Origin of the sequence: Salipaludibacillus sp. HK11 (assembly GCF_047795645.1) — a bacterium.
Lineage (GTDB): Bacteria > Bacillota > Bacilli > Bacillales > Salisediminibacteriaceae > Salipaludibacillus.
Genome location: NZ_CP181045.1, coordinates 2,261,366 through 2,281,210 on the forward strand (window position 1 = coordinate 2,261,366; position 19,845 = coordinate 2,281,210).

15 protein-coding genes, 1 pseudogene and 1 other annotated feature are annotated in these 19,845 nt (G+C 36.6%); of the genes and pseudogenes, 7 read left to right on the forward strand and 9 right to left on the reverse strand.

What is annotated here, in order from left to right; translation table 11 throughout:
* Window positions 1-50 precede the first annotated feature (50 nt).
* Window positions 51-857, forward strand: coding sequence for an NAD kinase (locus ACM26V_RS11200; RefSeq protein ID WP_416151853.1), 807 nt, complete (start codon window positions 51-53; stop codon window positions 855-857).
* Window positions 858-885: 28 nt separating this feature from the next.
* Here the strand turns inward: ACM26V_RS11200 and ACM26V_RS11205 are convergent, their stop codons facing one another.
* From ACM26V_RS11205 to ezrA, 6 genes are all read right to left on the reverse strand, one after another.
* Window positions 886-2,499: an amidohydrolase gene (locus tag ACM26V_RS11205; protein WP_416151501.1), complete on the reverse strand. Its 1,614-nt coding sequence runs from the start codon at window positions 2,497-2,499 to the stop codon at window positions 886-888.
* A gap of 201 nt (window positions 2,500-2,700) precedes the next feature.
* Window positions 2,701-2,904 (reverse strand): small, acid-soluble spore protein, alpha/beta type, encoded by a 204-nt coding sequence (locus ACM26V_RS11210; protein ID WP_416151502.1) that lies wholly within the window; start codon window positions 2,902-2,904, stop codon window positions 2,701-2,703.
* An 87-nt stretch (window positions 2,905-2,991) separates the two neighbouring features.
* Entirely contained in the window at window positions 2,992-4,200 is a 1,209-nt protein-coding gene (gene thiI, locus ACM26V_RS11215; RefSeq protein ID WP_416151503.1) for a tRNA uracil 4-sulfurtransferase ThiI, read from the reverse strand.
* Window positions 4,197-5,342, reverse strand: a complete 1,146-nt coding sequence (locus tag ACM26V_RS11220) for a cysteine desulfurase family protein (protein WP_416151504.1) — start codon at window positions 5,340-5,342, stop codon at window positions 4,197-4,199. The genes thiI and ACM26V_RS11220 overlap by 4 nt, the downstream gene beginning before the upstream one ends.
* A 164-nt stretch (window positions 5,343-5,506) precedes the next feature.
* Entirely contained in the window at window positions 5,507-5,950 is a 444-nt protein-coding gene (locus ACM26V_RS11225) for a hypothetical protein (RefSeq protein ID WP_416151505.1), read from the reverse strand.
* Window positions 5,951-6,004: 54 nt separating this feature from the next.
* On the reverse strand, window positions 6,005-7,711 hold the full coding sequence (ezrA, locus tag ACM26V_RS11230) for a septation ring formation regulator EzrA (RefSeq protein ID WP_416151506.1): 1,707 nt from the start codon (window positions 7,709-7,711) through the stop codon (window positions 6,005-6,007).
* 296 nt (window positions 7,712-8,007) lie between these two features.
* On the opposite strand from ezrA, the gene hisJ reads away from it, so the two are divergent.
* Complete coding sequence (hisJ, locus tag ACM26V_RS11235; RefSeq protein WP_416151854.1) at window positions 8,008-8,808, forward strand: histidinol-phosphatase HisJ; 801 nt, start codon at window positions 8,008-8,010, stop codon at window positions 8,806-8,808.
* A gap of 60 nt (window positions 8,809-8,868) precedes the next feature.
* On the opposite strand, the gene refZ is transcribed toward hisJ, so the two are convergent.
* A complete protein-coding gene (gene refZ, locus ACM26V_RS11240) occupies window positions 8,869-9,522 on the reverse strand; it encodes a forespore capture DNA-binding protein RefZ (RefSeq protein WP_416151507.1) in 654 nt (217 codons plus the stop codon).
* 168 nt (window positions 9,523-9,690) lie between these two features.
* On the opposite strand from refZ, the gene ACM26V_RS11245 reads away from it, so the two are divergent.
* The gene (locus ACM26V_RS11245) at window positions 9,691-10,170 is read left to right on the forward strand and encodes a GAF domain-containing protein (RefSeq protein WP_416151508.1); all 480 of its coding nucleotides are present in this window, start codon (window positions 9,691-9,693) and stop codon (window positions 10,168-10,170) included.
* A 90-nt stretch (window positions 10,171-10,260) separates the two neighbouring features.
* Here ACM26V_RS11245 and ACM26V_RS11250 read toward each other — a convergent pair whose 3' ends face one another.
* On the reverse strand, window positions 10,261-12,606 hold the full coding sequence (locus ACM26V_RS11250; RefSeq protein WP_416151509.1) for a diguanylate cyclase domain-containing protein: 2,346 nt from the start codon (window positions 12,604-12,606) through the stop codon (window positions 10,261-10,263).
* A gap of 544 nt (window positions 12,607-13,150) precedes the next feature.
* On the opposite strand from ACM26V_RS11250, the gene rpsD reads away from it, so the two are divergent.
* Entirely contained in the window at window positions 13,151-13,753 is a 603-nt protein-coding gene (gene rpsD, locus ACM26V_RS11255; protein WP_416151510.1) for a 30S ribosomal protein S4, read from the forward strand.
* A gap of 1 nt (window position 13,754) precedes the next feature.
* Window positions 13,755-14,061: pseudogene (locus ACM26V_RS11260) on the forward strand (cytochrome d ubiquinol oxidase subunit II); the annotation flags it as partial.
* A gap of 158 nt (window positions 14,062-14,219) precedes the next feature.
* Here ACM26V_RS11260 and tyrS read toward each other — a convergent pair.
* On the reverse strand, window positions 14,220-15,491 hold the full coding sequence (gene tyrS, locus ACM26V_RS11265) for a tyrosine--tRNA ligase (protein ID WP_416151511.1): 1,272 nt from the start codon (window positions 15,489-15,491) through the stop codon (window positions 14,220-14,222).
* A 133-nt stretch (window positions 15,492-15,624) separates the two neighbouring features.
* Window positions 15,625-15,838: a binding site (T-box leader), on the reverse strand.
* A gap of 133 nt (window positions 15,839-15,971) precedes the next feature.
* Between tyrS and ACM26V_RS11270 the strand changes: the two genes are divergently transcribed.
* Together ACM26V_RS11270 and ACM26V_RS11275 are read left to right on the forward strand one after the other, a co-directional pair.
* A complete protein-coding gene (locus tag ACM26V_RS11270; protein WP_416151512.1) occupies window positions 15,972-19,016 on the forward strand; it encodes a transglycosylase domain-containing protein in 3,045 nt (1,014 codons plus the stop codon).
* Between the two features lie 175 nt (window positions 19,017-19,191).
* On the forward strand, window positions 19,192-19,827 hold the full coding sequence (locus tag ACM26V_RS11275; RefSeq protein ID WP_416151513.1) for a GNAT family N-acetyltransferase: 636 nt from the start codon (window positions 19,192-19,194) through the stop codon (window positions 19,825-19,827).
* Window positions 19,828-19,845: the final 18 nt, after the last annotated feature.

Sequence of the window (19,845 nt, forward strand, 5' to 3'; positions counted from 1 at the left end):
TCCATGTCCTTCTCAACAAACTGAATTGCAATTTAATTAAGAAAAGGAGAATCACTACTATGAATGAACGAAACAAAGCTTATCTATTTTACAAACCAACTGAAGAAATCGAAGAAAAAGTCCAGGCTGTTCGATCGCTAGGCCGTAAATATGGCTTTACACTAGTTGACGACCCTCAAGATGCAAACATGATTGTCAGCTTCGGCGGTGATGGAACATTTCTTCAATCAGTTAGAAAAACAAATTTTCGTGATGATTGTTTATACATCGGTGTAAATGACGGTCGAGTTGGTTTTTATACTGATTTTAGCACAACAAATCTAGAAAAGATCGAACGCGGACTCCAATCAGAAAATATTGAAGTTCTTCGGTACCCAACGATAGAAGTGAATGTCGATGGGATGAAAAGCTTCCATTGCTTAAATGAATTATCGATTCGTTCAAATATAATTAAGACATTCGCTTTGGAAGTTTACATCGATGGGAACCATTTCGAAACGTTCCGAGGTGATGGGCTCGTTGTATCTACTCCAACCGGAAGCACAGCTTACAATAAATCTTTAAAAGGAGCGGTTGTTGATCCAAAACTACAATCGATGCAATTGACAGAAATCGCTTCCCTAAATAACAATCAATACCGTACGTTGGGGTCGCCACTACTGTTAAGCAAAGACCGCGAACTCGTGTTAAAGATTATTCAAGATGGAAATGACCATCCAATTATTGCTGCTGATAATGAAGCGTTAAGCATTCGCCACTCTCACGAAATTTCAATAAAAGTGTCTGAAAAAGAAATTAAGACTTTAAAAATGAAAGATAACCTATTCGTTCATAAAGTAAAACGTAGTTTTCTATAGGAAGTACTTTAGTATGAAAAGCAAAGGCCTAAAAATGGACTTTGCTTTTTTTACGGTCATACATAATCGTATTATCTACGATCGTCTTGTCTACTTTCACTTGCAACCACTGATCTGGTGTCAAATCAAATAAATCTTCACTTAAAACAGTGAAATCTGCTAGGTAACCAGGGGCAATTATCCCTCGATCATCTTCCTTACAAATTGCTTGAGCACTTCCCCTTGTCACCAATTGAAGTGCTTCATATAAGGATAATTTCTCCTTTTTATTATAACCTTCATGATTTTCTTCTGGCTTCCTCCTTGTGACAGCAGCGTGAATTCCTAACAATGGATTTACAGGTTCAATCGGTGCATCTGAACCTAAAGCACAAATGAGTTCATTATTTAACATCGTTTTCCAAGCGAACGAGTATACCAACCTTGCTGCTCCTAACCTTGATTCGACCCAAGGAAAATCAGAAGCAACAAATCTAGGTTGAATATCTAATACGACCGGTAGAACTTTTAGACGGTCAAGCAAATCTTGTCGTGCCACTTGTAAATGAATGAGTCGATCACGTTTCCCCCTTGGTACAGGGGAGTCTTCAATTGCAGAAATTGCGTAATCCAACGCCAAATCACCTATTGTATGAATTGCGACAGGCATAGCTAAATCTCTAGCTTTTTTAACTACCTCTGCTAATCCTTCTTTGCTATGTATCGCTACCCCTTGTGTTTCTGGGTCGTCACTATATGGCTCGCTTAATAAAGCTGTGCGACCGCCTAGCGCTCCGTCTGCAAAAATTTTGACAGCCCCGATTTCAATAAATGTCTCTGGATTAGACTGTTTATCCCGATATTTGATTACCTCATCTACCACTTCATGATGGACTAACAGATTTGCTCGGAATTTTCTACTTTCCCCATCAATGACCTGATAAAACGTTTCTAACGTTTTTTCCGCACTCCCATAATAGTTTAAATCTTCAGAATGTGCCCCTACATAACCGTTTTTATAGAGGTCTTCAAGTGAAGTTTCAAGTGCTCTCTTAATATAGGCAAACCCTTCAACTGGAAGAATATTTTTCAATAATTCCTGAGCCTGATCGTGTAAGTAGCCTGTTGGATCGCCTTTTTCATCTCGTACAATAATACCCCCAGGTGGATCAGTTACCTTTGCATCAATCTTAGCCAAGTTCAGGCCATATGTATTGGTAGTCAACGCATGACGACACACTCTAGTTATCATTATTGGATGCTTAGTTGATACACTATCTAAAATTTTTCGATCAGGTACAGTTTTTTCAGGATAAAGATTTTCATTGAACCCTTCGGCCAACAACCATTCCCCGTCATTTAAATCTTTCGTTGCTTCTAATAAAATTTGTTTTAAATTCCTTATACTTGTGATTTCTGAGACATCTAATTTCAATAATTTTTCTCCATGACCAATCATGTGCAAGTGACTATCGACAAAACCAGGATACATCACTGAACCCGATAAGTTTATTTCCTTGGAAATATCTATCTGTTTGTTATTAATAAAATAGTCATATGTCCCCAATTCGACCACTTCGCCATTTTCAACAAATACAGCATCGAATAACTCGCTTTCGGTTTGTAACGTTCGAATTTTACCTCCGTACCACAATGTTCCCATTTCAATTTTCCTCCTCAATCACGAACCCTTCTAAAACTATACTATTGATACCTATTCAGGATACTTACTTATCAATTTGACATACATAATTCTACCTCACAGTAAAAATAATTAACAAGTTTATCATACAGGTTATTGGAAATAAAATCAAAAAAATGGACACCTATTTAAAGTGCCCATTTAAGCCAATTATTTGTATGATTATTGTTGTTTACCACTCATTTGCTGTTCAGCCATTTGAACTAATCGCTTTGTAATTTCTCCACCAACGGAACCATTAGAGCGAGCAGTAGCATCAGGACCAAGCTGAACTCCAAATTCTTGTGCAATTTCATATTTCATTTGATCTAACGCTTGGTTAACACCAGGGACTACGAGTTGATTTGAACTATTGTTATTCGCCATATCTATCACCTCCCTTGTACACATAGAATGTGCAGCAAGAGAGATGAAGATGCAAGAGAATGATTGGGGTATCATCCAATTAAAGGATTAAAATAAATCATCAAATGACGAGTTCGCTTCTTCCTGTTTCGTTATTTCCATTGTTTCGACATGATCAACAGCTTGATCAACCATCTCATCAATATTTAAATAACTTTCGTATTTTTGCGCTTTTAGATAATTTGGTTTCGTCTTTGATTCTGACGGGAGAAATATCGTACAACAATCTTCATGCGGTAAGATTGAAATATCGTATGTGCCAATTTTTCTCGCGTAATCAATTACTTCTAATTTATCCATTGTTATTAGCGGTCGTAAGATAGGCATATTGGTTACTTCGTTAATTGTGAACATACTTTCCAATGTTTGACTTGCTACTTGTCCTAAACTTTCACCATTAACAATCGCTTTAGCACCATTTATTTCCGCTAACTTTTCGCTGATTCGCAACATAAACCGTCGTGTTACAGTCATTTCATAATTATCCGGTATTTGCTTATGAATCGTTGTTTGGATGTCCGTAAACCGAATCACATGGAGGTTAATTTTAGCACCATACTTTGTAAGAACTTTTGCGAGATCCTCTACTTTTTGTCTTGCACGGTCATTTGTGAAAGGTGGACTATGAAAATGAACTACTTCCAGTGTGACACCTTTTTTCAAGGCAAGATAGCCTGCTACAGGACTGTCAATTCCTCCAGATAACATCAACATTACTTTGCCACTCGTGCCAACTGGGAGTCCACCTGCTCCTTTAATCACTTTGCAGGAAATATAGGCAGCTTCTTCTCTAATTTCTACTTTAAGGTGGACATCCGGCTCATGAACATCTACTGATAATTCATCAATTTTTTTTAAAATGTATCCGCCCACAACTTTGTTCATCTCTTGAGAACCAATTGGGAAATCTTTATTCGGTCTGCGTACCGACACTTTGAATGTTCCTCCATTTGCAGACAGAGCATCTTTTACGGCCCAAAGTCCAGCTTCACAAATTGACTGTTCATCTAAAGGTACTTTTAATGCTGGGCTAAACGAATAAATCCCGAAAACATCCTGCAATACATCAGCTACCTTATTTTCATCTTCACCATTTAATTTAATAAACATGCGACCAAATGACCGACTCGTTCTTACTTCTGGATAGGATTGGAGTGCAATCCTAATATTTGATTCTAATTTCTGTTCAAAAAATTTCCGTTTCTTCCCTTTTAACGATAATTCTGCATATCGGACTAATAAGTGCTCATAATTCATTTAATTTTCACAACCTTTTTCATGTTAAAAACAATTTTTTTAAATGATTTCACGAAAAAATCTGCTTCTTCACTAGTATTATCAAAAGATAAAGAAATTCGAATGGAAGAAGAAGCATTTTCGTCGCTAAATCCTGATGCCTGCAAAATTCTACTCGGTTCAAATTGTTTTGATGAGCAAGCTGATTTTGTAGAAACAAAGATCCCTTTCTCTGCTAAGGCTTGGACAATCACTTCAGGCTTTAAATATGGAGTCGATACATTTAAAATATGAGGTGCACGATTAGAAGGGGAGTTCACATTTACACCAGGAATTTCTAGTAATTGCTTTTCAATCGATTTATTGAGTTCTCTCATTAGTTCAATTTTTTTGCTTGACTCAATGAGTGCTAACCTTAATGCTTTTGTCATCGAAACAATACCAGCAAGGTTTTCAGTACCTGGCCTGACACCTCTTTCTTGTTGTCCACCTGAAAAAAGCGCCGAAACATTTACTCCTTCGCGTACATATAATACGCCTGTCCCTTTCAATCCATGGAACTTGTGAGCTGAAAGTGTACATAAATCAATTCCTGCATCATGAAAGTTGAGCGGAACTTTTGTCACTCCTTGAACATGATCAACGTGGAAAACAACTTTCGGATATTTCAACAACAATTTGCCGATATCTTCCACTGGCTGAATCGTTCCTAATTCATTGCTTACATGGATGATAGATACAAGTATCGTATCATCCCTTAATTGATTTTTTATTTCTTCTACGTCTACTTTCCCGTGGTTGTCCGTAGGTAAATATGTGACTGAAAATCCTTCTTTTTCTAGTTCAGTTAATGTTTCGTATGATGAGGAGTGCTCTATTTTGGTCGTAATAATATGTTTGCCACGAGATTGAAGTTGTCGGGCAGTTCCTTTTAATGCCAAGTTATTCCCTTCCGTTCCACCAGATGTAAAATAAACTTCTTTTGAATTTACATTCAGTAATGATGCTATATTTTTCCTAGCATGTGTGAGTAATTGTTCAGATTCTTTTCCTAATGAATGGAGGGAAGACGGATTAGCAAAATAAGTAAGAGATACAGATGAGAACGCCTCAACTACTTCAGAGTATGGGCGAGTTGTTGCACTATTATCAAAATAGACCATTATAATGAACTCCTTTAATTATCAAATACCTTTTCAAAAAAATATCTTACCATACTTCATTCAAATCCTACAGGTTACCGTTCTGATAACTTGGAACATTTCGTGAGTTGAACTAGCATACAAAGACAAAAGCCTACATCTTAAGTAATATAAGATGGTAGGCTTTAAAAATCTTCTTCGAAAATCTCTTTTAAGACAACATCTATTGAGATCACACCATCAGAAATCAAATGATCTAAATCACCTTGATGAATCCCACGTTCACTAATGTTATCTACCATTAACGTTTCTAACAGTTCTTGTTCCTCGGAATCGACTAAAAAGTCTGTAGAGGACAATTTATCTATGGTGGTATTATCGTCGGAATTGATTTCTTTTGCTTCAACACCCTCATTATCCAATACCTCAATTTCAGAAGAATCAGGACTAGTGTTCTCTTCCTGCTCCTCAGCTAATTGATCATCAGAGTACTCAAATATCGTTTCATCGTTTTCTGTTGTTATTTCACTCTCAACATCATTTCCAGTAAAGAAAGTGAAAAAGAGAACCATCCATACCGCAATACAAGCAAGACTTATCCCAGTAATTGCAATCCATTCTCGTCTCATGTAATTTTCCTCCCTCATTTTACTTCTTTTAAATAAGACAGGAGCTGTTTTTTATTAGGAATAAGATACTTGTAAATTCTCTTGCTCTTTAATTTTCTCTAAAGCTTTCGGATCTACTGTTTCCACAGCATCTACTGCCATCTCCAATGCCTCTTCGTATAAATAACTTCGGAAACGATCTTCCGCCTGCAATAATTTAATATTTACTTGGTCGTTATAACTTCTATATCGGTTACCGAATTGGATAACCAACTCAGCTAGTCTCGCTTGCTCAACCGTATGCTCTAAATTATTAAGCCATTCATCAATACCTTGTTTCGCATGATCTACTTTATGATTTACATCAGGCATAGAGATAGGTGTTTGATTTAAATAATTGGATGCTTGTCGGAGTAATGACTCCGCTTCATCCAATTGATTAATTAACATTTCTGGAATGCCTGGAATATTATTTTCCCTTAATTTTTTTTGTCCTTTAACAAGAATCATTTTCAACTCTCGAATGGATTCTTCTGCTTTTCGTTCGTCACTGCGAAGGTGATTGAGATTTTCTTTCAACTCACGAACTTCCTTTTCAACATTTCCTAGTTCTGTTAGAAAATCCTGTGTCATTTTTCGTAACGTTGTAAAAGATTGTTTTTTCTCCTCTAATGCATCTTCAATCACACTATACTGATTTGACAAATCTTTAATTTGTTTTTCGATTTTATTTTGTTGTTTATCGTGCGTTTCATTTAATTGATAATTGATTTTTATCGTTTCAGTTTCCGCTCTCAATGCTAAAAAAAGGCGAGGAAGTTCGTTCAATCTTTCTTTTAAAACTGGTAATTCTTTCTCTACAAAATTCCTAGACAAAACTTCATGTTCAAGTTTTTCGTATATGTCATTGATTTCTTGCTCAATGTTATTTACTGGTTGTTTTGCTTCCTCTAACTTTAAATGCTCAATTAGTGGCAGGGAAGCAACTGCACGGCGTTTCATATCATTCACTTGCCACTGATAGGAAAAGTGATGGATTGGATAACCATCTTGCTCCATTTCTGACAAACCGTTTTCCAATTCATCTAATTGTTTCGGCAACTCTTTCTCAACTTTAACCAAGTATTGAGGGACATGATCAATAAGTGAATCATACTCATCAATTAAATTTTTCACATTTAATAGTGTCTCGCGTGCCTGAAAATAGTTGCCTTCTTCCGTTTGCTCATCAAAGAAAACAAAACTCTTTTGAACATCTTTCATCCTTTGCTCAAGTGTAATTCCAGCTTGACCTAACGTCCCTTTTTGCATCCATAGTTTTTTCTTTGTTTCATCATAATCGTTTTTCACTTTATCGATATCCTGACGATTTTGTTCTTCACTATGTATTAGTTGATCCACTTCTTCAACCATTTGTTTCATCTGCTGCTCAACTTCATCCAATTCTGCATCGACAAATTTGATATATTGCTTTGCTTTTTGGAAACGATATTTATTAGCCATTTCCTCAATGTCAAAAAGTTTTTCTTCCATATTTGGCAATTGAATTGTTACAATATTATCCCATTCTTGACGCCATTGTTCAAATCGTTCCTCTGTTTCACCTAACATCTTTAGTCCCTTTATTCTAGCAAGTTCGTCGGTGACACGATTATTCATGAGTAGAACTTTCTTGTTTCCTAAGCGATCGACTTCTTTATATATTTTTTTCCTCGACCATGCCCCATAAATGATAAAAAATAAGAACAAAAGTATAGAAGCATAGATGATATATAACGACATGATGAGGCCTCCTCAACCTAAATTATTAACTGTCTAAAATTATTCAAATTTTGTGTTATACTATATCGGATTGTTTATGTAATTTAAATTCATTTAACATATTATTTGGCTCTGCTGAACATGGTGATCTTTGGATGAAACACTAGTTTTTCTGCTTACGTCAAACTTATTTGTAATTTTACAACTTCCGCAATTTAATTGAATAAGATTATCCACTCCTATCATATCATGAAAATGTCATTTTCGGGCTAATTTATTCATGATTTGGGGTGAAAACGAAAGGAGTCCTTCATTTGATCGACCATGATAGACATTTACATACACCTTATTGCCCTCATGGATCAGTTGACGCAATGTCAGAATATGTTGAAAACGCAATTAATCTTGGGCTTGCTTCTATCTCATTCACTGAACACGCTCCATTACCCAAGAGATTTATTGACCCCGTCCCTGAAAAAGATAGTGCAATGACAGCAGACTCACTTGCCTTATATCTTGATGCATGCTTTCAAGTTAAGAAAGATTACTCAGATCAAATTAAAATTAATGTAGGCTTAGAAGTCGATTACATTCAAGGCTATGAAAAAGAAACGACATCTTTTTTAAATACGTGGGGACCAGAGTTAGATGATAGCATTTTGTCTGTTCATTTTTTGAAGCCAAAATCAGGGCCTTATATCTGTTTAGATTATAGTCAAGATTCTTTTAAGGAACTTGTAAACCAATGTGGTTCTGTAAAAAATGTTTATCAATTATATTATGACACCTTGTGCCAATCGATTACGTATCCGTTCGGAAAATTCTCTCCAGATCGTATAGGTCATATCACGCTAGTTCGAAAATTTCAAAAGCTTTTTCCTCGAACATTTGATGATTCTGTTTTAATAGAAAAGACTTTAACCTCTATGGTTAGTGAGAATAAAAAATTAGACGTAAACGCTGCCGGACTTTATAAAGAACATTGTCAAGAAATTTATCCACCAGTCTCGTGGGTAAAAAGGGCTAAGGATATGAATATACCCTTGGTTTATGGTTCAGATGCGCATGTAGCAAAACAACTGGGACAAGGGCGTTCAACTTTGCAAACATTCTTTTAAATTTACTCATGATAGATTAAATACCCTATTTTTCATTTAATTAATCTATTAGTTTCTACACTAATTATCCGCAGCCTCTCCGATATTTGGAGAGGCTGTTACTGAATCTTTAAAATGCGTCGCCACCCATTCGCATAGTTCAGAAAAATACTGATCTAAGAAGTCACTCTCATGCGGCATTAAGTGGTAGACTTCTCTAATATACTGCGGATGTAAAAACGGCAAAGTGAGCATGCCACGTAATTGAAGAACAAAGTATTCATTTGGCTTCGTATTCAACTCGCCCCTGTCAAAGGCTACTTCTAGTAACGAGTGATAATAGTTTTTTTCTTTACTCAAATATGTCGACATTAATTCACGAACTAAAATAGTATCCAACGTAATTTCTCTGTGGGCAAATCTAGCTAATTCATGATGTTTTTGCTGATAAATCATCACATTCCAAATCGCATTTAATAATCGATCAAATATAAGATCTTCGCTACCATCTACTTTTTTCCATTGCGTTTCAATAGCAGACACGTATCCTTCTAAAAATTCTGTCATTAAATGCTCTAATAAGCCTTGCTTACTGCCAAAATAATAGGATATCAAAGCCACATTTGCTCCAGCTTTGTTAGCAATGTCTCTTACAGAACAGCCAGTAAAACCCTTTACATTAAACAACTCGATTGCTGCATCTATTACTTTTTCCTTCGATGCTTTTTTCTCCATGGTCTCCCCCTCAAATTTTCAACTAAACATATCTAATTGACACTCGCATTAAAACAATTCATGATTAACAACCGGTTTTCCTGCCATTAATTATCGACATTTTTTATATTTCTCAAATTTGTCTTCCATATGGTATAATCCCACTAATATTTTGAAAGGATGAGTCAGATGTTTGAACACAAAACGATAGTCGGATCATTAGAGGAAAAGTACCAATCACTTCATAAACAACTCGATGCGCTATTAAGTGGCGAAAAGGACCAGATTGCAAACTTAAGTAACGCCTCTGCTCTATTAAATCAATTTCTTACTGATGTAAATTGGGTAGGGTTCTATTTATGGAAAAATGGTGAATTAGTTCTTGGACCCTTTCAAGGCTTACCAGCTTGTGTTAATATCCCTTATGGCAAAGGTGTTTGTGGAACGGCTGTAAAAGAAAAAAAGACGATACGTGTCGATAATGTACATGACTTCTCGGGTCATATCGCATGTGATGCAGCAACCAATTCGGAAATTGTTGTGCCATTAATGAAAGATGGTCATTTTATTGGCGTGCTTGATATTGACAGTCCATTAAAATCACGATTCTCCAAAGAAGATCAAGAGGGACTTGAACATTTTGTTAAAACTTTGCTTGTACACCTGTGAAAAGTAACCCTTATACCAGCCTGTTTGATAGTGCCGCAAGTTATCTAATCAAGAGCACTCGTAAAGCGAATGCTCTTGATGTCATTACTCTTAAACTCTCTCACTTGTGTCTTTTGCACCATTGAGTTGATCCACGCTATCTTCTTCATAAGAAACCACATTATTTCGCCCTGAATGTTTCGCTTTGTACATCGCTTTGTCTGCATCGGAAAATAATTTTGTTAGTGAAGGGATACCATTCACATGAGACCATTCTGAAACCCCACACGACACTGTTACATTCGGATCAGTATTCTCCTCAACAGCTCCTCGAATTCTCTCTGCTACTTTAACTGCTTCTTTACACTTCGTTTTCGGAAGATAAACAGCTAACTCTTCTCCTCCCCAACGAACACCGATATCCGTATGGTTTTTTGTGTTCTCCAGAATAACCTTCGCTACTTGGATTAGAACATGGTCACCTGTTTGATGGCCATATCGATCATTTATCCCTTTGAAGTGATCTATGTCAAATAGAATAAATGCTCCATAACCATCATCACGCATTGACTCAGCTACTTTCTCATCCATATATTCTCTAGTAAATAACTTTGTTAAATAATCTGTTACAACAAGTTCTTTCATCTCTTCATGTAAAATAGCATTGACGATAGCCAAAGACGAGTGGTGAACGAAAGATTGGCAAAGTTTAAACATATCAAAGTTGAATGCATAAGAATCCCTACCCAAAACAAGAACCGCTCCTATAACCTTCTCATTATGAACCATCGGAATACCAATTACTGATTTAAAAGGGAATTCTCTCCCCTCTAATGACCAATTCCCAAGAAAAATTTCTTCTTTCTCTTCTTCCATTCGCTTTAATAACTGATCAACAAATGGTTTCCTCTCCTTTTCATGAAAAGAAGACTCACTCCAATTTATAAGATTTTTATTCTTAGACCAATGGTGATCAAGCATAATAAATCCAACATCATCAGTTAAAAAAGCCTCTTTCATTTGACTAATCATAAAACCGATCGCTTCTTCAAGTTTCAGGTTAGCATTTAGTTGATGCGATGTTTGATTAATTAGTTGAAGGTCACGAATATATTGCTGCGATTGCTGATACAACTCAGCATTTTCGATAGCATTCCCACCAGTACTTGCTAATATCTCAATAAAATCTAACTCGCTCTGAAGGAAAATTTGTGAACTGTCTGTAATCATTTTAAAGATTCCGTAAACACCTTGCTTTCCTTTCAGAGGAACAAAAAGAATCGTATTATGTCCCACTATACTATCGAGCACCTGTACTTCTCCAGTTAGATATGCTTTCGATCCTGGGTCTTTTTTTGGATTAGCGATCTCAAGCGGTTCAACTGGCAAATAGTCAGCAACATTCCAATCGCTAGACAACATCAAGTTAACTTCAAATGTAGGATATGCTTCATGCAAGGCATGAAGGATTTCTTTAAGAATACTATTTACGTCCATCGTCGAATAAAATTTCCGATTTACTTTTAACAATAAATTATTTCTGACTTTTTCAATTTGCATATCCTGATAATTTATTATTCTTCCTATCCACGGTCCAAGAATTAGAGTCAAAGAGATTAATTCATCTATAGATTGGACATCACAAGTACCATCAGTGGCTAGTATTAATATGATTCCGACACATTCACCTTCTCTAAAAATAGGAATCATGAAGAAATCATCAAGATAAAACTTTTCTACTAATATTGACTTGTCCATATCCTCTTTCTTTATCAAATGCGAGTTGGTAGAATTGTATGTTTTTATTATATCTTCTACTTTTTTTTCTTCTATTTTATAAAAATCTTTAATATTTAAAGTTAACGAATCTGATGAAGCCTTGCAGTAAAATGATGATTTTAATGAGTCTTTCAAAAAGACCATTACTTCACCGGAATTAACATATTCTTCGATAACTCGAACAAAAGCTCTTGAAAAAAATTCAGCATCCTCTGTATAATCTGTCTCATTTAACATTTTCGTTATCGTTGAGTGAATATTTTTATCTTTCTTCGCTTGGTTAAGTTTTTTATCTGTTTGGAGCTTTTGAGAAGCCAACCTCACCACCTGACTTAACCCATCTAAATAAGCTTGAAGAACGACTGAATCTTGTTTGGGATCATCATCGATAACACCTAACAACCCCTCCCACTTATATAAATCATCTTCAACCGTGACTTCCGTTGTCAAAACATGATAAAAAGGATTGGTTTCATTTAACACTTTCCCTACTAAATCATTAGAAAAGTCAACCATATTGGGAGAAACACTTCCTCGCTGACGAACTACTTTAACTTCTCCACTTCTTTCAGCGAAAAATACAATAGAAGGGCTGTATTGCTTGTAAGTTGAATTTCCTTCTCTAAAAACAGTGTCAAGAATGCGAGAGAATTGTTCTAATAATAGTTTTCCACTCATGTTTTCCCCTTCCCTCTAATAAAATACCTACATAATTTAATATTAAAAGTCAATCCATAGTACTAATTATACATGCCAATGAAGGTTTTTTAACGATTAAATTAATAATTTTTTCAACTTTATTGTATGTGCTCTTTGAGACGTTGCTATTGATATTAAAATTTGTATTTCATACGTTTGTTTGCCATCACCTTTGAGTCACGAACTTTACTCAGAGAAAAAATAATCTTGCTGTTTAACAGGCTATTTCTAAGCAATAGCGATACTCAATTTATGGATAATGGTTTACCTTTTTCTAGTAGTTAATTAAAACCTCTATACATTACCTTGACTTCGTTCATAAAAAATTATACACTGTACGTTGTGCAAATAAGATAGCCAATGTGAACGTCATAGAGTTCATTTCATTCCCGCAATGTGCGAGGGGTATTGCGTAACTTTTAGCTGTCGAAGCGAAGATGCCTAAAATGAAATGTCTGTGTGTACGGGATTACAACTGTTAATTATTTCACGAAATCTTATCATTTTAAAGGAGGAGACATATATGTCTCGATATACTGGACCAACTTGGAAACTTTCCCGCCGTCTTGGAATTTCTTTAAGCGGAACTGGAAAAGAGCTTCAAAAACGCCCCTACGGACCTGGGCAACATGGACCGAATTCAAGAAGAAAATTAACTGAATATGGAATTCAGCTTCAAGAAAAGCAGAAGCTCCGCCATATGTACGGCATGACTGAACGTCAATTCAGTAAACTCTTCGAACAAGCTGGTAAACAACCTGGTATTCACGGTGAAAACTTCATGATTCTTCTTGAATCACGTTTGGACAACATTGTTTATCGTTTAGGACTTACTCGTACACGTGCTCAAGCACGTCAATTAGTAAACCATGGTCACGTTACTGTTGATGGAAAGCGAGTTGACATTCCATCATACCGTGTGCGCCCTGGACAAACTCTTGGACTTCGTGAAAAATCACGTAACCTTGATATTGTTAAAGCAGCTTTAGAAGTTAATGACTTCACACCAAGTTATGTTGAATTCGATGCAGATAAATTAGAAGGAACGTTCACTCGTTTACCTGAACGCTCTGAGTTACCTGCAGAAATCAACGAACAATTAATTGTTGAGTGGTACTCTCGTTAATATATATGATTGGAAAGCACAGCCTAATAAAGGCTGTGCTTTTTTTGTTGTCACACTTTTTGCCACCAAATCAGGCATTGGCACTGGCTTCTACTCCTTCTATTCAAAATTAACTATTAAAAAAAAATAGTATTCGACAAGTCATTGATCGTTATCTATCTCCTGTTTGGGAAGTAACCAATGTTTTTTAATTTTTTTATGATCGGTCTGATTGGTTTCTTTCCTTCAACAGCGTTTTACTACGGCTCTGTCCTTCTTGTTCTTGGAGCATTGCATTGGTTTTATTAGCTATTAGAGGATCATTTTTCAATGCAGATTATATTAAGGGGACGTGATACCTAGCGACTTAATAACATTAAACTTTCCCCAATTGACTCGCCACTAGGGTACAAGTTGATTCGCCGAATGACGCTTTGAATAATTCGAAAAAACTCGTGTGCTATTATGAAAGCACACGAGTTTTTCTTTAATACTTTATTAAAAAGAATTTCTTTTTCCCTCGACGAATGATCGTAAATTGGCCATCGATCTTATTTGCCTCACCCATCACTTTATCTACATCTTGGCACCGGTCACCATTAATATAAATCGCTCCGTTATTGATATCTTCTCTAGCTTGCCGCTTTGATGATGAGATGCCAGACTCGATTAGAAGGTCAACGAGTCCCTTCTCTCCCTCTGCCACCTGATAAGACGGAACATCCTTGAAACCTTGCAGAACTTCATCCCCAGTTAGTGTCTTTAAGTCCCCTCCGCCAAATAAAGCAGCACTGATCCTTTTAGCCTGTACTAGAGCTTGCTCGTCGTGAACAAAACGAGTTAACTCTTCGGCTAGTTTCTTATGAGGCTTTCTTTCATGCGCTCGTTCCTTAAGTTCCTCCTCAAGCTGATCAATTTCTTCTTTAGAGAGAAACGTAAAAAACTTCAGAAATTTAATTACATCATGATCGTCAGTATTTAATAAAAACTGATAAAATTCGTATGGTGATGTTTTTTCGGGATCAAGCCAGATTGCGCCACCTTCTGTTTTCCCAAACTTTGAACCATCTGCTTTCGTCACTAATGGGATAGTAAAGCCAAATGCTTTAGGTCGATCTGTTTCTTCAGCACCAGACATACGACGGATAAGCTCTAGTCCAGCTGTAATATTTCCCCATTGATCACTTCCACCAATTTGCAGTTTGACACCTTCTTCTTTGTTGAGTCTATAGAAATCATAAGACTGAAGAATTTGGTAAGTAAACTCCGTAAATGAAATTCCTGTAGAAATTCGTGATTCCACTGAATCTTTCGCTAACATGTAGTTCAAACCGAAATATTTACCGACATCTCGCAAAAAATCAATTAAAGTCATCGAACCGATCCAGTCATAATTATTAACAAGAGTTGAACCATTTTCTCCTTCAAAGTCAAGAAATCTCATCAGTTGATCTTTTATTTTAACACTGAAGCCTTCAACAACATCTTGTTCATTCAATGTTCGTTCTGCTTTTTTACCACTCGGGTCACCAATCAGACCAGTTGCGCCTCCCACAAGTGGATATGGTTTATGACCCTCCAGTTGAAAACGACGAAGCGTTAATATTGTCAGTAAATGCCCAATATGAAGACTGTCTCCTGTTGGGTCAAATCCACAATATAGCTTGACGGACTCTTTATCTAATAAGTCTTGCAACCCTTCTTCATCCGTTACTTGATTCACTAATCCTCGAAACTTTAAATCATCTAATAATGTCATTCTGCTCCACCTCTTATTATCATTTTAACAATTTCCCTACTAATAACTCGTGTTTCTTATTTTAGCTAAAAAATAGGTTCCATCTACTTCGAAGGGGGACATCTATAAGATACAAAAAAACGCCCCTTATAAAATAAGGGACGATTAGATCGCGGTACCACCCTGATTGAGAAATATATAGACTTCCCCAGCTCAAAAAATGAGTTATCGCCTCAACTACGGTTCGTGTTTCTACGAACAAACTCCAAGGTGGTAATTCATTTTGCATCTTTGTACCGATTCACAGCACACATCGGTTCTCTGAGACAGGGAGACGAAAATTACTAAATCCTTTTCATTGTTCAAATTATTTTCCTGTATGTTGTTTATTTTTATCATACTCTCAGATTCTTTGTCAATATTAGAATGAATATTCATTCTAGGCTATATTCAAGGTACTTGAATATGCTATAATATGTTTGACTTTTAGGAGGTAATTAAATGAATGACTCTAAATTTTCACTAAAACAAATATTTAATAGAAAAGAGCCTAAATATGTAATAAAAGGGGTTCGTGTAACTTCTCAAGTATTTTGGAACTTATTTTTAATTTTTTCTACAATTGCCCTTATTTCGATGTTTTTTGTTGGTGGAGCAGCTGCAGGATACTTTGCCTCATTAGTTCATGATGAACCAATTCATGACTACGAAGAGATGGAAAGAGATATTTATGACTATGAAGAAGCCACCGAGATTTATTTCGCAGACGACATCTATTTGGGAGATTTACCAACCCCACTCGAACGAAGAGAAGTATCGTTGGAAGACATTTCTGATCACTTAATTAATGCTGTCATCGCTACTGAGGATGAATATTTCTTTGAGCACGAAGGTGTTGTTCCTAAAGCATTATTTCGTGCTTTATATCAAGATTTTTCAAATGCAAGCACCCAAACAGGTGGAAGTACGTTAACGCAGCAGCTAATTAAAAATCAGATGCTAACGAGTGAAGTTACTCATGACAGGAAAGCAGTTGAAATTCTACTTGCTATGAGAGTGGAAAACTTCTTTGAAAAAGACCAAATATTAGAAGCATATTTAAATGTTGTCCCATTTGGACGAAATGCAAATGGAAGACAAATCGCTGGTGCTGAAGCTGCAGCACAAGGTATTTTTGATGTTAATGCAAATGAGTTAAATATTGCTCAGGCTGCCTTTATTGCAGGTCTACCACAAAGTCCGTTTGCTTATACACCCTTCACTGCCCAAGCAGAAGTGAAAGAAAATTTTGATGCCGGCTTAAATCGAATGCAAACAGTATTAAATAGGATGCATGTCCATGGCTATATTTCTGATTCTGAACTAGAAGAAGCAAATAATTATGATATAAAAGATAATTTAGCCGAACGGAAACCAAGTAGTTACGATGAATACCCGGAAGTTATTCAAGAAGTAAACGCACGAACACCTGAAAAACTGGCACAAGCTTTAATGGAACAGGATGGTATTATATTAGAAGATATTGAAGATGAGAGTCAAAGAACGTTAACCGAGAATCGTTATAAGGAAGAGGCTCAACGCTCTTTACAACGAAATGGGTACAAAGTTCATTTAACGATAGATAAAGACATATACGACGCACACGCTGATATTGTTGAAAACTTTGATTACTTCGGTCCGGATAGAGATGTCACTTTCGCTAATGATGAAGGGGAAGAAATCACCTCAAAATATATGGAGCAAACTTCTTCTATATTACAAGATAACAAAACTGGTAGAATTATTAGCTTTGTTGGTGGTAGAGACTTTGAGGAATCACAAGTAAACTATGCCACTTTTGAAAAGCGAGCTACTGGCTCTACTATGAAACCTTTACTCACATATGGCGTTGGCTTTGAAACCGGGGTAATTCAACCAGGATTTATCACACCTGATGTTCCGACTTTTAATATTGATGGTGACGGTAAAGAGTTTACAAATTTCGATAATCGTCATTTAGGTTTGATGACAGCTAGGGAAGCACTTCAACGATCGAGAAATACTCCAGCTGTCCGAGAGTTCCGAAAAGTTGATCATCAAATTGCACAAGATGCGTTGATTAACATGGGCTTTCAACCTTATTTCGTTGGAAACGAACCCTTCCCTGGGTCTCCATTAGGAACAATATTTATGACTAATGAGCGTAATACAAATGCCTTCTCTTTATTTGGTAACGAAGGGAAACGCTCAGATAGTTATATGATTGATCGGATTGAGGACTCCGACGGTAATGTCATTTTTGAACAAGAAACAGTAGAAACGGAAGTGTTCTCACCTCAAACTAATTACTTGATGATTGATATGATGCGAGATGTACTAAGATCTCCTGGTACGGCTTCCGGAATACCTAGTCAACTAAATTTCTCAGCTGATTGGGCTGGGAAAACTGGTACAACTGGAGGACCTGAGGATTATTGGTTTGTCGGTTTTAACCCTAATGTCACGCTAAGTACGTGGATCGGATATAAAGGCATTGAAGGGCAAGATAATATCAAGATCGGTGACGTTGGTGGTTATAGCTACGGTCAACGCACGCAAATGCTTTGGGCAAGTTTGGCTAACGCAGCTCATGAATTTGATCCTGATCTTATGGCACCTTCTGAGAACTTTGAATCTCCAGGCGGAATTGTCAGAGAAACGATCTGCGGAATCTCTGGAAAATTACCTTCCGACTTATGCCGTGAAGCAGGCCTTTTAACGACAGATTTATTTAATGTTAACTTCGTTCCTACAGAACAGGATGATAGCTTATCAAGAGTGCAATACGTTCGTGTGAATGATAGCATGTATAAAGCTCTCGCCTCTACTCCTAGCGAGTTCACGAAAGCGGGTGTCTCTGTTAAGGAAGAATACTTTGATTTCGCCGATGGTGATATTTCGCAGTATATCCCTGATGATTGGGATGATCTCGTGCCAGATATAGATGCTCCAGACAATGGGAACACACCAGGATCTTTAAGCTCAGTATCTGCGTCAGGTAGTAGAATTTCTTGGAGTGAGCATCCTGCAGGTGATGTGGTTGGATACAGAGTTTACTATTCATCAATTGAAGGCGAAAGTTTCAGAGAAGTGGATAGTGTCCGGTGGGACGAAGATTTCAGCTACTCAGGTAGAGATGGAGCATATTACGTTACTGCCGTTGATGTAGCTGGTCGAGAGTCATCAGCTAGTGATGAAGTCATTCTAGGTAGCTTGGCTACCCCTGAACCAGAAGAAGAGGAGGAAGAAGAAGATCCTCCTTCTGAGGACGAGCCCTCTGACAATAACAACTCCGAGAACGGCTCTGATAATGGATCTAATAACAACAACTCTAATAACGGGAATAATAATAACGCTACTCGTGACGATGAGGATGACGAAGAAAATACCGATAACACCAATAATAATAATAATAATAACGAAACTAATAATTCCAACAACAATGAAGATAACGACAATAATACCGAAAATGAAAATAATAACAACAACAACAATAATAATAATAATAACCGACAAAACAGTAATTAATACAATCAAAACTCTACCAGCTAGCCAAACAAAAGCTTCGTCTTTTGTTTGGCTAGTGTTATTCAATAAACGTTTTTCTCTCTTCTTTGATTTGAATATGATATAGTAAACTAAAGGTCTTTTTCTGACTATTAAGACAACATTTTTTTGCCAAATGGTTGAAGGTGGGGTGTCTGTGAAACATCAAAAAAATTATCATTATTTAGAAACAAAAGCAAAAGATGGAAGAACTTTTCTTATTGAAGGACCCGTAGCCAAGAACGTGATCGAGGAGTGCGAATTTGATGAAGGACTTGTCGCTTTTAGACCACCTAAGCAACAAAGAAAAGCGTTGTTACAAGTCGCCGATTTAGCTGAGAGTAGAATTATGATTGCAAGAGAAGCAGATAAGATAGTCGGTTACGCCATTTACCTGTACCCTGATCCATTAGAAAGATGGTCTGAGGTTAAATTAGAAAATTTATTAGAACTTGGGGCAATTGAAGTATCAGGGAACTACCGAGGCTATCGATTAGCTAAAACATTATTGAAAGCATCGATGATGGATGATGCAATGGAAGATTACATTATTATTACAACAGAATACTATTGGCATTGGGACTTGAGAGGAACAGGATTATCAATCTGGGAATATCGTGATATTATGGAAAAAGTCATGAAAACTGGTGGTCTAGAATGGTACGCTACAGACGACCCTGAAATATGTTCCCATCCAGCCAATTGTTTAATGGCTCGAATTGGTAAGCGAGTAGGTCCAGATGCAGTCCTTGAATTTAACCGGATTCGCTTCAAACATAAATATATGTTTTAAGGAAGGAAGGTGATCATT

Bases quoted from the DNA above. Each gene is read 5' to 3' on its own strand.
- refZ (WP_416151507.1), bottom strand. From the start codon at position 9,522: ATGGAGAAAAAAGCATCGAAGGAAAAAGTAATAGATGCAGCAATCGAG.
- ACM26V_RS11245 (WP_416151508.1), top strand. From the start codon at position 9,691: ATGTTTGAACACAAAACGATAGTCGGATCATTAGAGGAAAAGTACCAA.
- tyrS (WP_416151511.1), bottom strand. From the start codon at position 15,491: ATGACATTATTAGATGATTTAAAGTTTCGAGGATTAGTGAATCAAGTA.
- ACM26V_RS11205 (WP_416151501.1), bottom strand. From the start codon at position 2,499: ATGGGAACATTGTGGTACGGAGGTAAAATTCGAACGTTACAAACCGAA.
- ACM26V_RS11225 (WP_416151505.1), bottom strand. From the start codon at position 5,950: ATGAGACGAGAATGGATTGCAATTACTGGGATAAGTCTTGCTTGTATT.
- rpsD (WP_416151510.1), top strand. From the start codon at position 13,151: ATGTCTCGATATACTGGACCAACTTGGAAACTTTCCCGCCGTCTTGGA.
- ezrA (WP_416151506.1), bottom strand. From the start codon at position 7,711: ATGTCGTTATATATCATCTATGCTTCTATACTTTTGTTCTTATTTTTT.
- thiI (WP_416151503.1), bottom strand. From the start codon at position 4,200: ATGAATTATGAGCACTTATTAGTCCGATATGCAGAATTATCGTTAAAA.
- ACM26V_RS11210 (WP_416151502.1), bottom strand. From the start codon at position 2,904: ATGGCGAATAACAATAGTTCAAATCAACTCGTAGTCCCTGGTGTTAAC.
- ACM26V_RS11270 (WP_416151512.1), top strand. From the start codon at position 15,972: ATGAATGACTCTAAATTTTCACTAAAACAAATATTTAATAGAAAAGAG.
- ACM26V_RS11250 (WP_416151509.1), bottom strand. From the start codon at position 12,606: ATGAGTGGAAAACTATTATTAGAACAATTCTCTCGCATTCTTGACACT.
- ACM26V_RS11220 (WP_416151504.1), bottom strand. From the start codon at position 5,342: ATGGTCTATTTTGATAATAGTGCAACAACTCGCCCATACTCTGAAGTA.